Raw genomic sequence first — 15,263 nt, 5'->3', positions numbered from 1 at the left:
GCCGCATCGGCGGCCGGAATGTTCCCCTAGGCCGCCCGCGCCACGCGCGAGGGCAATTCGCGCCCCAGCACCTGGGCAAAGGCGCGGTTGGCCGCGATCGCCGCTGCGAGATCGATATTCGTGGCTATGTGCGAATTGTCCATCATGTAGACGAGATCCTCGGTCGCGATATTGCCCGTTGCGCGCGGGGCGAAGGGGCATCCGCCGAGCCCGCCCAGCGAGGCGTCGAAGGTGCGCACGCCTGCCTCATATGCCGCCCAGGCATTGGCGATGCCGGTCGCGCGCGTGTCGTGGAAATGGCAGCGCATGGGTATCCGCCCCGCGAGCATTTCACCGAGCCGCCCGAACAGGTCCGTGACCTGCGCGGGAACGCCCACGCCCACCGTGTCGGCGAGCGCGATTTCGGCCGGGTCCTCGGCGGCGAGCTCCTCGGCAATGGCGAGAACCGTCTCAGGCTTCACCTCGCCTTCGAACGGACAGCCGAATGCGGCGGAGATCGTGACCTGCGCCGACAGCCCTTCGGCGCGGGCGAAGCGCAGCATGTCGCGTGTTTCTGCGATGCCTTCGGCGATGGACTGGCCCTGGTTCTTCTGCCCGAACGTGTCGCTTGCGACGATCACGCAGCCGGCCTGGTCGACGCCGCGCCCTTTTCCGTCTTTGGGGCCGCCCTCGCGGGTGGCGAGCGCGCGCATGATCCCGCGCTTGTTGAGGGTGAGGCCGATATACTGCACGTCCTCGCGATCGGGCAGGGCGGCGATGACGTCTTCCGCATCGGCCATCTGCGGCACGCGACCCGGATGGACGAAGCTGGCCACTTCCAGCCGACGCGCGCCATATCCGATCATCGCCCCGATCAGCGCGAGCTTGTCAGCGGTCGAGACGATCTCCGCCTCGTTCTGGAGCCCGTCGCGCGGGCCTACTTCGAGGATCTCGATGGGGTCGGACATGAAGGCTGCACGCTCGCTCGGCTGGAATCGGTCATTGGCTCGATACGCAAATTGTATACAAATGCAAATTCGCTCTGTATAGGCCCGATCTCAGCGCGGGGGCCGCCACCGGGTCTTCGGGCGCGACATGCTTTGCCACCAGAAGAAAGGGATCACATGGCCGAGGGCGCTCTGTCGGGACTGCGTTTGATCGAGATGGGCCAGCTTATCGCAGGACCTTTCTGCGGCCAGTTGATGGCCGATCACGGGGCCGAGGTGATCAAGGTCGAACCGCCGAAGGTGGGCGATGCGATGCGCAATTGGGGACAGGGCGTCCCGCTGTGGTTCTCGGTCGTTGCGCGGGGCAAGAAGTCGATCACGCTCAACCTGCGCGAAAAGGAAGGGCAGGCGATTGTCAGGCAGCTCGCCGCCAAGGCCGATTTCCTGCTCGAGAATTTTCGCCCGGGCACGCTGGAGCGCTGGAATCTCGGCTGGGAGGAACTCTCCGCGATCAACGAGGCGCTGATCATGATCCGCGTCTCGGGCTACGGCCAGACCGGCCCCTATTCCTCGCGCGCGGGCTATGGCGGGATCGGCGAGGCGATGGGCGGGATGCGCTACATCGCGGGCGAACCCGACCGCCCGCCGAGCCGCGCGGGACTTTCCATCGGCGATTCGCTCGCCGCGACCTATGCCTGTCTCGGTGCGCTGATGGCGCTCGAACACCGGCATAGGACGGGCAAGGGGCAGGTGGTCGATTCGGCCATCTACGAAGCGGTTCTGGCGATGATGGAATCGACCGTGCCCGAATACACCGTGACCGGCCACATCCGCGAGCGGACCGGATCGATCCTGCCCAAGATCGCGCCCTCCAACGTCTATCCGACCAAGGACGGCAGCGTTCTGGTCGCGGGCAACCAGGACAGCGTGTGGAAGCGCATGGCGACGATGATGGGCATGGCCGAACTGGGCGATGATCCGCGCTACAACAGCCATGTCGCGCGCGGTGAGCGGCAGGCCGAACTCGACGACATGATCGGCGAGTGGACGAAGCAGCGCACCAGCAAGGAAGTGCTTGAATTGTGTGAGGAACACGGCGTTCCAGCGGGCAATATCTACCGCGCTCCGGAAATGCTCGATGACCCGCATTTTGTCGCGCGCGAGGCGATCGTCGAGGTGCCGCATCCCAAATACGAGAATTTCAGGATGCAGAACGTCGCCCCGAAACTTTCGGCGACGCCGGGCGGCATCGAATGGGTCGGACCAGAGCTCGGCCAGCACAATGAAGAAGTCTATGGCGAACTGCTCGGCATGGACAGCCGCGCCATGTCCGACCTTGCCGAACGCGGGATCATATAGGCCCTATTCGGCCGCGTCCTTCGCAGCCCCGCCTTCCGCCTCCGCCGCATCGGCGAAGGTGTGGAAGGCGCGGCGCAGGTGGCTCTTCATCACCGCCTGAGCCCAGTCGGGATCGCCTGCCCGGAAGGCGGCAATCAGCTCGTCGTGGTCGCGCGCGGACTGGCGCAGGTCGCGCACTGAATAATGCCGCGCCGTGCGCACAAGCACCGGCTGTTCGACCAGCATGGCAAGCACCTGTCCCAGCCGCGGCGAGCGCGCCGCCCCGGTGATGATGTCATGGAAACGCCTGTTGGCCTCGAGAAAGCGCACGATGTCGGGCGGTTCGCCCGCGATCGCCTCGCGCAGGGACCCGTTGACCGCTTCCAGCCGGTCGATCTCCTGCGCGGTGAGCCGCGTTGCGGCGCGCTTTGCTGCGTGGCCCTCCAGCATCTGGCGCAGCGTGAACATCTCGTCGATGTCGTCGCGCGACCAGTCGGCGACGAAGATCCGCTTGGACGGGCTGCGCACCAGCAGAAGTTCGTTCTCGAGCCGGCGCATCGCCTCGCGCACCGGGGTCCGGCTGACCCCGGCGATCTCGGCGAGCCGTTCCTCGGTCACCTGTTCGCCCGGATGCGCGCCGCCGCCCAGAAGGAAGGCGCGGATCTTGGCATAGGCCCTGTCCGACGCGCGCGTCACCGGGCCGGCCCGGCCGAGGTGTTACCCGAAATCATCACTTGCGCCCTTCCCGTGAACCAACGTGTCAGCGCTACCAATTTTCCTTGACGCGCGCAAATTGTATACAATAAGCCTCTCCAATCCGGGGGAGGCGGCATGGTTCGGGGCTTGTCGGGCGCCGTGCCGCGCCCCCTCGTGCAGCACCGGGCCGGGCAGCCGGCCGGTACCCGCCGGGCGACCGCAATCGCCCGGACTTATAGGGGAGTCGTCGCAAATGAGGAATTTCAGGACCATTCTCGCCGGGAGCGCCGCATGGGGCGCGTTGCTGTGCGCGGCTCCGGCCATGGCGCAGGACAGCGAGGCCGAGCGCGCCGAGGCGGAGGAGCCGGGCGCGATCATCGTCACCGCGCGGCGCCAGTCGGAAACGCTTTCCGAAGTGCCCGCCGCGGTCACCGTCTTCACCGCCGAAACGCTGCAGCGCACCGGGATCGAGCGGGCCGACGAATTCGTCCAGCTCACCCCCGGCGTGACCATCGTCACCGGCACGGCCGAGGCGGGCGACACCCAGATCAACATCCGCGGCATCAACGGCGCGCGCGACGCGGAAAGCTCGGTCGCGCTGGTGGTCGACGGCATTCTCAAGACCAACACCGCCCAGCTCAACCAGGACCAGGGCACGCTGCGCCAGATCGAGATCCTGAAAGGTCCGCAGGGCGCGCTTTACGGGCGCAACGCCGCGGCCGGCGCGATCGTCATCCAGACAGTGAAGCCCGGCGACATCCTCGAAGGCAGCGTGCTGGTCAGCGCGGCTGAGGACAACACCTATCGCGCCAACGGCTATATCTCGACGCCGATCGGCGAGAGCGCGGGCCTCGTCCTGTCGGGCAGCTATTTCCACACCGACGGGTTCTTCTTCAATCGCTTCCTCGACGGCGATTTCGTCGACAACCAGGAAATCTGGTCGGTCGACGGGCGCTTCGTCGCCGATCTCGGTCCCAGGACCGAGCTCGACATCAAGGCGCGCTATGCCGATCTCGACGGCGCGTCGATCGCCTACAACACCTCGTTCCACTTGCCCAATTTCGCGGGCGTGGACCCCGCCTTCTACGAGGACGTGAACGAGCATCCCTTCGATTTCTACGGCAATATCCGCCCGATCAACACGCAGGAGACCTTCGAGGTCTCGGCCAAGATCGAGCATGAATTCGACTTCGCGACGCTGACGGCCTGGGCGCTCTACAGCGATGTCGACCAGTTCCTCGTCGCCGACGGGACTTCGGCGGACTTCGCGCGCTTCACCTTCCCCGGCGCGACCCCGGCCTCGGTCGCGGCGTCGAATGCGTGCTTTGCCAGCACGGCTGAACTGACCGGCTTCCCGCTCAACGCGCCGACTTTCATCGGCCAGACGCCGGTGCCGTTCATCTTCGATCCCGCCACCGGTTCGACCTTCGGCGCGTTCAGCCCGACGACGTGCGACGGGACCCAGCTGCAGGTCCGCAACCAGAGCGATATTTCGGGCGAAATCCGCCTTGCCTCGAACGGCGACGGACCGCTCGAATGGCAGGTCGGCGCCTATTATCTCCACATCGACCGCGAAGTCGGGGTCAGCATCGGTGCCGATCTCGGCCAGGGTGTCATTCCGCAGCTCTACAACGGGCCGGACACGATCAATCCCACCAGTCAGCTCTACAACGACGCTTTCGACACCGATGTCTATGCCGCCTTCGCCTCGCTCGATTACGAAGTGAGCGACCGCTTCGAGATCGGCCTTGCCGGGCGCTACGACATCGAGGAACGGCGCGCGACCAGCCTCGTGCCGGCGGTGTTCGATCCCTTCACCGGCGGGCCGATCAATCCCGGCCAGCAGGTCGTGAACGGGGTGGTCCAGCCGCTCCCGGATCAGCAGGAAACCTTCCGCCAGTTCCAGCCCAAGGTTTCGCTTCGCTATGAGCTCAGCGACGACGTTAACCTTTACGCCAACTGGGGTATCGGCTTCAAATCGGGCGGGTTCAACAACCAGGGCTCGGCCGCAATCGTCGACCAGGCGTTCAACCAGTTCATCGGCACCAACGTGCTGATCGAAGACGTCTATGACAAGGAAGTGTCGAGCGCGTTCGAGGCCGGGATCAAGGGGTCCGCGCTCGGCGGCCGCCTGACCTTCGATGTCGCGGGCTATTACACCCAGGTCGACGACATGCAGTTCTTCGAATTCTTCGTCGGCGGTTTCGGCCTGCTGCGCGTGGTTTCGAACATCGACGAGGTTGAGCTTTACGGGGCCGAGGCGAACCTTGCCTTCGAGATCATCGACGGCTGGGACATCTTCGGTTCGGCCAACGTGACCGAGAGCGAGATCAAGGCGAATTCCTCGCGCCCGAGCACGATCGGCAATGAAAGCCCCTACACCGCCGATTACACTGTCAACATCGGCACCCAGGTTGTGCAGCCGATCACCGACGCGATCGATTTCGTGGTCCGCGCCGATTATCGCCTGACGGGTCCGACGTGGTTCCATACGGTTCAGGACGATGCCAACCCGACCCTGTTCAGCGGTTTGCTGCCGGGATCGGCCCTGCAGCTTCCGGCCGAGGTCGGCGATGCCGAATATTCGGTCACCGAGCGCGACGAATTCGGCATTCTCGACCTGCGCGTCGGGATCGAGACCGGCAGTTTCCGCGTCACCGCCTTTGCCGAGAACCTCACCAATGAGCGCTATCTCAACGAGGTCATCCCGGCGGTCGAATTCGGCGGCTCGTTCCTGTCGCCCGGCGGCCTGCGCCGGTTCGGGGTGGAGCTCGGCTACAACTTCTGACGGTAAGCGGCCCGATCCGGCCGAGCATGCGAAAGGAGCCCTTCGGGTGGGTGAAAAGGAAGACGCAAAGAGCAATTATGCCGGTGTCTTCGAAGGCCGGATCGGTTTCGGGGAGCGTCCCGCTCTCATCATCATCGACATGGTCGAAGCCTATTTCGACCCCGGCAGCCCCCTCCACGCCGGGGTCGAAGACACCCTTGCAGCCGCGATCGAACTGCGCGCGGCGGCAAGGGCAGCGGGCGTCCCGGTGATCTACACCAATGTCGTCTTTCACCCCTCGATGCGCGACGGGGGCCGCTTTGCCCAGAAGGTCGGCGCGCTCGCCAATTTCGTGCGCGGAAACGCCATGGGAGCATGGGCCAAGGGGCTGGAGCCGGCCGAGGACGAACTCGTCGTCTCCAAGCAATATGCAAGCGCCTTCTTCGGCACCTCGCTCGCCTCGACCCTGACCGCGGGCGGGCATGACAGCGTCCTGCTGGCCGGAGTGTCCACCAGCGGCTGCATCCGCGCAAGCTGCGTCGATGCCTGCCAGCACGGCTTCATTCCGCTGGTGGTCGAGGAAGCCGTCGGGGACCGCCACGAGGGCGTCCACCGCGCCAACCTGTTCGACATGAACGCGAAATACGGTGATGTCGTGCGCCTGGCCGAGGCGAAGGAGCATTTCGCGCAAATCGCCCGGAACTAGCCTTCCGCGAACAGCCGCCCGGCGACCGCGTCGAGCTTCGTCAGCAAATCGGGATCGTGTTCGTCCGGCGCGGTGATGACGGCATCGTCCAATGCAGTGTCGATCGGGGATGGCTCGCGCTTGCCGGGCAGCGCCTCGACGAAGCGCCGCACCGCCTCGCGCGCGAGCTTGCCGTTGGCCTGCATCTGCGCGACGACCTCGGCAACTCCGACCGCTTCGCCTTCGCGCCAGCAATCGTAATCGGTGACCATGCCGACGAGCGCATAGGGCAGCTCCGCCTCACGGGCGAGCTTGGCCTCGGGCAAAGCGGTCATGCCGATGATGTCGGCGCCCCACTGGCGATACATCCGGCTTTCCGCGCGGGTCGAGAATTGCGGGCCTTCCATGGCGAGATAGGTCGCGCCGACCGCGACCTTGCCCTTTGCCGCGCTGATCGCCTTCGCCATCATGGTCGAAAGGCGCGGGCAGGTCGGATCGGCCATCGACACGTGCGTGACGAAGCCGCTGGTGAAGAAGGTCGAGGGGCGATTGAACGTGCGGTCGATGAATTGCTCGACCACGGCGAAGCGGCCCGGCTCGATCTCCTCGCGCAGGGAGCCGACCGCCGACAGGGCGAGGATGTCGGTGCAGCCCGCGCGTTTCAGCGCGTCGATATTGGCACGCCCGTTGAGCTCGGTCGGGGAAATCGGGTGCCCGCGTCCGTGGCGAGGGAGAAAACGTAGCTTCACCTTGCCGATCCGCCCGCACAGGATCTCGTCCGAAGGCTCGCCCCAGGGCGTGTCGATCGCGATCCACTGCGCGTCTTCGAGCCCATCAATGTTGTAGAGCCCGGACCCGCCGATGATCCCGATGCACCATTCGCTTGCCATGCTGACCGCGTCTTTCCGTTGAACCCCGATTGGGTCCAGAGCCTTAGGTCAGGTCGAAGCGCTCGGGCAAGGCCTTGCGGATCGCGCGGTCAGCCTGCGCGTAAGGCCCGGCGATCGACGGGCGCTTCTGCATCGCCTCGTAATGCGCGGCGAGGGCAGGCCAGATGTCGAGCGGCACATGGGCGACGAGCGCGATCTGCATGAGGATCGTCGTCACCGAAATGTCGGCGATGGAAAGCGCGTCCCCGGCGAAGAAGTCCCGCCCGCCGAGCGCGCTTTCGAGATAGTCGAACACCGGCGGCATCTGTTCGGCCCATGTCGCGCGCGCCCGCTCGACGTCCGGCTCCTCGCCCTTGGATACGGCAAAGAAGATCGGACGGAAGATGCCGAGCCCGCCCGCCGGGGCGAGCGCGGTGTCGGCATATTCCTCGATCCAGATTGCGCGGCCGCGGGCATGGGGATCCGCCGGGTAGAGCGCCGGTTCGGGATGCTTCGCCTCGATCATCGCGCAGATGGCGGAACTGTCGGCGATGGTCCCTTCCGGTCCTTCCTCGGCGACGGAGCGGTCGCGCAGGACGGGAATGCGCTTCATCGGCGAGATGTCGCGGAACCATTGCGGGGGATTGAAGACGTTGACCTCCTCGATCTCGAAGGGAACGTCCTTTTCGATCGCCACCCCGGCGACCTTGCGAACGAAGGGGGAAACGGGGCTGCCATAGATGACGAGATCGGGGCGGTCATTGTCGTTCATGCGGGTCGGTCTCCTCAGTTCGGCTTCGCGTGCATAGAGCCTTGCCGCGATAGCGCAATCGATAGGCGCGCCCGCCCGCCGCCGCGATTAGTCTCCCCGCCCAAACGGGAATTGCGTTTTGAGTTGCAACACGTCACTTTCGCCTGCGCACCGACTCCTCCGCGAGGCGTCGGACTGGGACTAGCGACAGAGAGAGGAAACACCATGGCGAAGCAGTACAGGAACCTGATCAACGGCGAGATGATCGAGACCGGGGAATGGCTCGACGTCGTCAACCCGGCGAACGAGGAAGTGATCGGCCAGGTCCCCGCCTGCGGCCAGGACGAGCTCGACAAGGCCGTGGCCGCCGCGCGCGCCGCTTTCAAGACCTGGCGCAAGACCCCGATCGACGAACGCCGGGCGGCGATCATGGCGATCTCGGGCGCGATCAAGGAAAATGCGGACGAGCTGTTCCGCCTGCTCACCAGCGAACAGGGCAAGCCCCACAACCAGGCGCAGCAGGAAATCTACGGCGCGGCGGCGATGAGCGCGGCCCAGTCGACGCTCAGCCTCGAGGACGAGATCAACGAGGACAGCGATGCGCGCCTGTCACGCACCCGCCGCGTGCCGGTGGGCGTGGTCGGCGGGATCGTGCCGTGGAACTTCCCCGTCATGATGGCGATCCAGAAGATCGTGCCGGCCATGCTGTCGGGCTGCACCATCATCCTCAAGCCCAGCCCCTTCACCCCGCTCACCACGCTGCGCATCGCCGAACTGATCGCAGACAAGGTGCCGGCCGGCGTCGTCAACATCATCACCGGCGAGGATGACCTCGGCCCGATGATCACCGCGCACCCGGACATCGACAAGATCACCTTCACCGGATCGACCGCGACGGGCAAGAAGATCATGGAAGGCGCCAGCGCCGACCTCAAGCGCATCACGCTGGAACTGGGCGGCAATGACGCCTCGATCGTGCTGCCCGATGCCGATCCCAAGAAGGTCGCCGAACAGCTTTTCTGGTCGAGCTTCTCCAATGCCGGCCAGATCTGCATCGCGGCTAAGCGCGTCTACATCCACGAGGACATTTATGACGAGCTGTCCGCCGCGATCGTCGAATACGCCAAGAACGTGAAGGTCGGCGACGGCGCCCAGCAGGGCACCGGGGTCGGTCCGATCCAGAACAAGAAGCAGTACGAACGCGTGCTCGAACTGATCGAGGACGCCAAGGACAAGGGCTACAAGTTCCTGCTCGGCGGCGACAAGGACCCGTCGGGCACCGGCTATTTCGTCCCCCTCACCATCCTCGACAACCCGCCCGAAGACGCGCGGATCGTCGCCGAGGAACAGTTCGGCCCCGTCATGCCGCTGATGAAGTTCAAGACCGAGGAAGAGGTCATCGCCAAGGCCAACAATTCCGAATACGGCCTTGCCGGCGCGGTGTGGACGGCGAACCCGGACAAGGGCGTCGAGATCGCCGAACAGCTCGAGACCGGGACCGTCTGGGTCAACGAATTCCTCCACCTCTCGCCCTTTGCTCCGTTCGGCGGGCACAAGCAGTCGGGCTTCGGCGCGGAATACGGCAAGGAAGGCCTCAAGGAATTCACCTATCCGCAGGTCATCACGGTCAAGAAGGACAACGTCCCGGCCTGACCCCTGCCGCCCCTCTCCAACCCGCGCACCGCGTTTCGGGAGCCGCAAGGCCCCGATTCGCGGCGCTGTTGGAGAGATAGTTCGCGTCGTGCAGACAGGAGGATGCCCGGCGGGCGTGCCTGACGGGCTCGATGCGCGGTTTTGACGTGAAAAGACCCGATGCGAAGCTAGCTCGCGGTTTTCGGGTAGGAAACCCGGCTCAAGAGGCGCTTTGATGATCGACGCCGAGACGCTTTCGGAAGGCCTCGCGAAGGCCCTCGCAAGGGCCGGGATGGAGGCTCCGGACGGGCTCCGCCGCCTTACCGGCGGGGCGACCATGGAGAGCTGGCGGTTCTCTTCGGGAGCTGAGGATTTCGTCCTGCGCCGCGCGCCCAGCCTCGAATTCATGGCGGACCGCCCCTTCGGCCACGCCACCGAGGCCGCCGTCATCCGCGCCGCGCGGGCCGCCGGGGTTACGGCTCCCGAGGTGGTGGTCGAACTCGCGCCCGAAGACGGCATCGGATCGGGCTTCGTCATGCGCGCGCTGCCGGGCACGCCGAACCCGAAGGACATCTTCGCGATGGAGGACCCCGCGTGCCTGCTGCGGCAGGTCGCGCGTGACCTTGCGCGCATCCATTCCCTGCGCCCCGCGGACCTGCCCGAAGACGTGCCGGTGATGGACTACCGCGAGGCCATCGCCGATCTGCGCGCGCAATTCATCGAAGCGGGCGGCGACCGGCCGATCATCGCATTGGGCCTCAAGTGGATGAAGGACAATTGCCCGGAGGCCTGCGAGCCGGTCCTCAATCACGGCGATTACCGCATGGGCAATATACTCGCCCAAGACTCGCAATTGACCGGCGTGCTCGACTGGGAACTCTCCCATTTCGGCGACCCGCACGAGGACCTCGCTTTCGGCTGCATGGCGGTGTGGCGCTTTGGCCGCTACGACCGGCCCGCCCTCGGCCTCGGCAGCCTCGAGGACTATTTCGCCGCCTACGAGGCGGAAAGCGGGCGCCGCGTCGACCGCGAGCGGTTCCGTTACTGGCTGGTCCACCGCACCGTCTGGTGGGCGATGGGGTGCCTCAGATGCGCGAAGGTCTGGCGCGACGGCTCCGACCGGATGCTCGAACGCGTGGTTATTTCGCGCCGGACGAGCGAGCAGGAACTCGACCTGCTGATGCTGCTGGAGGAGGATGCCCCGGAGGCGGAGCGCCGGGCGAGCGCCGATCCCGACATCGAGGCGCCAGCGCCGACCGGTGAGGCGACCTCGGGCGAGATCGCTCTCGCCGTGTCCGAATGGCTGGCCACGCTCAAGGACAAGGTCGAAGGCCACGACCGTTTCCAGCTTGCCGTGGCGCGCAATGCGTTGGGCATGATCGCGCGCGACGATGCGATCGTGCCGATGCTGGAGGATGCGGACCTGGCGCAGGAAATTCTCGGCGGCGGGGTCGGGCTGGACGAGCCGGGCCTGCTGGCCGAACTCAAGACTGCGGCGCTCGAAAAGCTCGCCGCCGACGTGCCGAAATATCCCGCGCTCGAAGCGGCGTGGGCAAAATGGGTGGGAGAGGATTGATGGACTTCGCTATCCCTGCGGACCTGCAGGCTTACCTCGATGAACTGGACGCCTTTATCGCAGCCGAGATCAAGCCGCTGGAGCAACAGGACGACAACATCCGCTTCTTCGACCACCGCCGCGAACATGCGCGCACCGATTGGGACAAGGACGGCCTGCCACGCGAGGAATGGGAGGAATTGCTGAAAGAGGCCACCCGCCGCGCCGATGCGGCGGGCCACTGGCGTTTCTCCGCGCCGAAGGAATACGGCGGCAAGGACGGCTCGAACCTCTGGATGGCGGTCATCCGCGAGCATTTCGCGAGGAAGGGCCTCGGCCTTCACAACGACCTCCAGAACGAGCACAGCATTGTCGGCAATTTCCCCTTCGTCGCCATGTTCGAACAATGGGGGACCGAGGAACAGAAAGCCGAATTCATCACCGGCGGCTTCGAGCGCAAACGCCGCGTCGCCTTCGGCCTGACCGAACCCGATCACGGATCGGATGCGACCCACATGGAAACCCGCGCCGTGCGCGAGACGCGCGATGGCGTGGACGGCTGGCTCATCAACGGTGAGAAGATGTGGATCACCGGGATGCACGTCGCGACCCATTGCGCCATGTTCGCCCGCACCTCCGGCGAGGCAGGCGATGCGAGCGGGATCACCTGTTTCCTCGTGCCGAACCCGACACTCGGCCTCGAAATCGAGGAATGGCTGTGGACCTTCAACATGCCGACCGACCACCCGCGCCTGTCGGTCAGGGACGTGTGGGTGCCGAACAGTTCGATCCTCGGCGTCGAGGGGCGCGGCCTCGCTCTGGCGCAGAGCTTCGTCCACCAGAACCGCATCCGGCAGGCCGCGTCGAGCTGCGGGGCGGCGCTGTTCTGCATCGACGAAAGCGTGAAATACGCGCGGGCGCGCAAGCCCTTCGGGCAGGAACTCGCGCGCAACCAGGCGATCCAGTTCCCGCTGGTGGAACTGGCGACGCAGGCGGAAATGCTGCGCCTCCTCATCTTCAAGACCGCGTGGGAGATGGACAACATGGCCCATGAAGAGATCGAACGGACGATCTCCGACAAGGTCTCGATGTGCAATTACTACGCGAACCGGCTGTGCTGCGAGGCGGCGGACCGGGCGATGCAGGTCCATGGCGGCATCGGCTATTCGCGGCACACGCCTTTCGAACACATCTATCGCCACCACCGCCGCTATCGGATCACGGAAGGGTCGGAAGAGATCCAGATGCGCAAGGTGGGAGCGTATCTGTTCGGCTATCTCGGGCCCCGAAAGAAGCAAATGCAGGGGATGGTCGGCTAGGCGCGCGCTTCGGGCAGGTCGATGCCTTCGTGCTCCACTCCGCTGCGGCGCGAGATGACGTAGAGGACGAAGCCGACTCCGACGTAGAGCGCGGTCGAGAGCGCCGCGTCCCACGACACCTTGCTCAAGAGCCACAGCACCACCCCGCTCGCAAACGGCAAAATGAAAAGCCAGCGTGCGTCCATCGCCCGTCTCAGCCCGGCATCGTTGCGCTGCCACATCACGACGAGCGCGGTGATGCTCATGGCGAACAGGGTCTGCTCGACGCTCACGAGCAGCACGGCGAGCGCCTCGAAACTGCCCGACAGGGCGAGCAGGGCGATGATGCCGCCATACATCCCGATCGCGGCGACCGGGGTCTGGAAGCGCGGCGAGACGAAGGCGATCGGGCTCGGCAGCAGGCCGCGCCGCGCCATGCCGTAGAAGATGCGCGGGATCGCGACGAAGACGTTGAGCTGGAACACCGTGACCGAGATTATCGCGGCACAGCTGATCATCAGCGCGCCCCAATCGCCCATCACCACCTGCGCGGCGGCGGCGAGCGGGGCGTCGACCTCGCCCGGGTCGGGCGCGATCGCGATATAGGCCCACTGGATGAGCGCATAGAACACCGCCACTCCGCCGAGCGTGGTGAAGATCGCGCGGCGCATCATCCTGCGCGGGTTCTTCATCTCGCCCGCCGCCGCAATGGCGAGGTCCGCGCCCGAAAAGGCGAAGGCGAGCAGCAGCGCGATCGATTCGAACTCGGAAAAGCGCGGCAGTTCCACCTCGGTAGGAAAGCCGTTGGTGGCGAAGCCGACCACGCACAGCAGCGCCAGCGGGGAGAGCTTGAGCACGGTCCCGATCCCGATCAGCCGCACCGCGCGCGCCGTTCCGCTCATGCTGATCGCGGTGAAGGTGGCGATCAGAACGGCGATGCTGGCGAGCCGCATGAGCGGATCGGCGAAGAACGGAAAGATCGCGGCGAGATAGGAGACGAGGACATGGAAATTGGCCGAAGCGCCCGCCATGTTCGCCAACACCGACAGCCAGCCTGCCTGGAAACCAACCGCCTTGCCGAAAGCGTGTTCTGCGAAAAGCTGGTGCCCGCCCGATTGCCGGAACACGGTTGTGAGCTTGGCCACCACCGCCATGAGGCTCGCATAGAGCACGGCGAAGGTGAGGATCGCGAGCGGGGAGAACGTCCCCGCCGCGGCGAACAGCAGCGCGGGCAGGGCGAAGATACCCGACCCGATGACCGCGTTTAGATTCATCAGGATGGCGCCGGTCAGCCCCACGACGCGCGGCGGTTTCTGGTCAAGTGCGATGGTACGTTCCTTCCCCCAGGAACGCGGCCCGAAATATGGAGCAGATACGATGCGGGCGGGAAAGTCAATTCGCGCGCGCCCCGCGCCCTCAGTCATTCGCCTCCATCATTGTCTTGAGGTCCTTCAGCGCCTTGGCCCGCAACTGGTGGACGCGCGGGACGCTCACGTACAGCACGGCGGCGATTTCGGTCAGGTTCAATTCTTCGACGCAGAAGAGTTGCAGCACCAGTTTCAGCCGGTCGGGAAGCTCGCCCAGCGCCTCGGCCAGACGTTCGCGGTCCTCCAACGCGCACAGCGCCTCGAACAGGTCTGGATCCTCGCTCGCGAAGGCGGTGTTGCTGTTGTCATCTTCCTCGCTGATCGAGGAGACGGTGACCGCGCTCGCCTCGATCTGGACGAGTTCGCCGTCGCTGATGTGGAGCGCGGCGGCGATTTCCGCCCGGCTCGGTTCGCGGCCCGTTTCCATGCGAAGGCGTTCAAGAGCGCGTTCATAGGCGGCGCGGCGTTTCCTGGCATTGCGGGTGTCGTTCAATTGCCGCCGGATATGGTCGAGCATCGCGCCGCGCACGCGGATCTTGGCAAAGGCGGCAAAGCCGTCCTCCCTCGGGCCCGCATGTCGGCGCGCGCATACCGTCAGGGCCATGACGCCCGTCTGGACGAGGTCCTCGATCTCAAGCCCTTCGCGCCCCATGCCATGGACATGCCACTCTGCGTGGTGGACCATGGGGAGAAGCGGCGCACCCAGTCCTCGACCTCCGAAAGCGTGCCGGGCAGCGCTTGAGACCAGACGGGCTTAAGGACGCGGGGCGCGGGCCGTTCTGGGGGGCATGGACAATCCCGGCGCATACATCCATTCGGCACTAAATGGCGGCAGCGGCGAAAATTTCATCCTGCTTGCCAATGACCTCTCGGCGGCGACCTTCGCTCTCCAGCGCGTCCAGCTCCAGCGTCAGGCCGAGCAGCTCGAGGCGTGCATTTCTGCCGCCGCGCTGATCCGCTCTTCGCTTTCCGGGTTTTCGAACGCGCTGGGCGACCGCATCCACAGCGGCGACTTGCACCGCGCGCTTCGATCGGCGGCCCTTCTTTCGCGCGTATCGCAACCACTCCGGGCGTCGCGCCCTCGGTCAGCTTCTCGCTCGAAGTGACTCAGCAAGCCGCCGCCCAGACGCTGGTCTCTCCGACTGATTCCAGCGGCTATGACCTCGTCGGCGAAGAAACGCTCACGATCCGTTTCGGCACGGTCTTAGGCACCAGCTTCACAGAGGACACGGACCGCACCCCGCTTGCCATCATGGTCGGGCCGGACGACACGCTCGCCGATCTTGCCAGCCGCATCAGCGGGTCGAGCGGGGGCGCTCAACGCTTATGTCGCGGAAGGGGAGGGCGGCCCGCAGCTGTTCATCAAGGGCGAGGAAGGC

At 65.6% G+C, this 15,263-nt stretch carries 13 protein-coding genes; 7 read left to right on the top strand and 6 right to left on the bottom strand.

Annotated features, from left to right (window positions below; genetic code table 11):
• Window positions 1–26: 26 nt before the first annotated feature.
• Complete coding sequence (locus Ga0102493_RS13810; protein ID WP_034902027.1) at window positions 27–947, bottom strand: hydroxymethylglutaryl-CoA lyase; 921 nt, start codon at window positions 945–947, stop codon at window positions 27–29.
• Between the two features lie 156 nt (window positions 948–1,103).
• Between Ga0102493_RS13810 and Ga0102493_RS13805 the strand changes: the two genes are divergently transcribed.
• The gene (locus Ga0102493_RS13805; RefSeq protein ID WP_051697727.1) at window positions 1,104–2,285 is read left to right on the top strand and encodes a CaiB/BaiF CoA transferase family protein; all 1,182 of its coding nucleotides are present in this window, start codon (window positions 1,104–1,106) and stop codon (window positions 2,283–2,285) included.
• A gap of 3 nt (window positions 2,286–2,288) precedes the next feature.
• On the opposite strand, the gene Ga0102493_RS13800 is transcribed toward Ga0102493_RS13805, so the two are convergent.
• Window positions 2,289–2,960 carry a GntR family transcriptional regulator gene (locus Ga0102493_RS13800; RefSeq protein WP_034902023.1) on the bottom strand — a complete coding sequence of 224 codons (672 nt, stop codon included), beginning with the start codon at window positions 2,958–2,960 and terminating at the stop codon, window positions 2,289–2,291.
• 253 nt (window positions 2,961–3,213) lie between these two features.
• Here Ga0102493_RS13800 and Ga0102493_RS13795 point away from each other — a divergent pair, with 253 nt between their 5' ends.
• Complete coding sequence (locus Ga0102493_RS13795; RefSeq protein WP_034902021.1) at window positions 3,214–5,748, top strand: TonB-dependent receptor; 2,535 nt, start codon at window positions 3,214–3,216, stop codon at window positions 5,746–5,748.
• A gap of 46 nt (window positions 5,749–5,794) precedes the next feature.
• Window positions 5,795–6,433, top strand: coding sequence for an isochorismatase family protein (locus Ga0102493_RS13790; protein WP_034902019.1), 639 nt, complete (start codon window positions 5,795–5,797; stop codon window positions 6,431–6,433).
• Here Ga0102493_RS13790 and mtnP read toward each other — a convergent pair.
• Together mtnP and Ga0102493_RS13780 are read right to left on the bottom strand one after the other, a co-directional pair.
• Window positions 6,430–7,302 carry an S-methyl-5'-thioadenosine phosphorylase gene (gene mtnP / locus Ga0102493_RS13785; protein ID WP_034902018.1) on the bottom strand — a complete coding sequence of 291 codons (873 nt, stop codon included), beginning with the start codon at window positions 7,300–7,302 and terminating at the stop codon, window positions 6,430–6,432. The two genes, Ga0102493_RS13790 and mtnP, sit on opposite strands and share 4 nt — an antisense overlap.
• Window positions 7,303–7,345: 43 nt before the next feature.
• A complete protein-coding gene (locus tag Ga0102493_RS13780) occupies window positions 7,346–8,053 on the bottom strand; it encodes a glutathione S-transferase family protein (RefSeq protein ID WP_034902016.1) in 708 nt (235 codons plus the stop codon).
• A gap of 204 nt (window positions 8,054–8,257) precedes the next feature.
• On the opposite strand from Ga0102493_RS13780, the gene Ga0102493_RS13775 reads away from it, so the two are divergent.
• The 3 genes from Ga0102493_RS13775 to Ga0102493_RS13765 all read left to right on the top strand — a co-directional run bounded on the left by Ga0102493_RS13775 (window position 8,258) and on the right by Ga0102493_RS13765 (window position 12,538).
• Complete coding sequence (locus tag Ga0102493_RS13775; RefSeq protein WP_034902014.1) at window positions 8,258–9,685, top strand: aldehyde dehydrogenase family protein; 1,428 nt, start codon at window positions 8,258–8,260, stop codon at window positions 9,683–9,685.
• A 214-nt stretch (window positions 9,686–9,899) separates the two neighbouring features.
• Complete coding sequence (locus Ga0102493_RS13770) at window positions 9,900–11,240, top strand: phosphotransferase (protein ID WP_034902012.1); 1,341 nt, start codon at window positions 9,900–9,902, stop codon at window positions 11,238–11,240.
• Window positions 11,240–12,538, top strand: a complete 1,299-nt coding sequence (locus tag Ga0102493_RS13765) for an acyl-CoA dehydrogenase family protein (protein ID WP_034902010.1) — start codon at window positions 11,240–11,242, stop codon at window positions 12,536–12,538. The genes Ga0102493_RS13770 and Ga0102493_RS13765 overlap by 1 nt, the downstream gene beginning before the upstream one ends.
• Here Ga0102493_RS13765 and Ga0102493_RS13760 read toward each other — a convergent pair.
• A complete protein-coding gene (locus Ga0102493_RS13760; protein ID WP_034902008.1) occupies window positions 12,535–13,815 on the bottom strand; it encodes an APC family permease in 1,281 nt (426 codons plus the stop codon). The genes Ga0102493_RS13765 and Ga0102493_RS13760 overlap by 4 nt on opposite strands.
• A 118-nt stretch (window positions 13,816–13,933) precedes the next feature.
• Window positions 13,934–14,569 (bottom strand): sigma-70 family RNA polymerase sigma factor, encoded by a 636-nt coding sequence (locus Ga0102493_RS13755; RefSeq protein ID WP_034902006.1) that lies wholly within the window; start codon window positions 14,567–14,569, stop codon window positions 13,934–13,936.
• Window positions 14,570–14,672: 103 nt separating this feature from the next.
• Between Ga0102493_RS13755 and Ga0102493_RS13750 the strand changes: the two genes are divergently transcribed.
• Complete coding sequence (locus Ga0102493_RS13750) at window positions 14,673–14,990, top strand: hypothetical protein (protein WP_034902005.1); 318 nt, start codon at window positions 14,673–14,675, stop codon at window positions 14,988–14,990.
• The last annotated feature ends 273 nt before the right edge of the window (window positions 14,991–15,263 follow it).

It is taken from the genome of Erythrobacter litoralis (assembly GCF_001719165.1).
Taxonomy (GTDB): domain Bacteria; phylum Pseudomonadota; class Alphaproteobacteria; order Sphingomonadales; family Sphingomonadaceae; genus Erythrobacter; species Erythrobacter litoralis.
The sequence above is the reverse complement of the archived record's forward strand: the minus strand, read 5'-3'. Positions and strand labels throughout refer to the sequence as shown.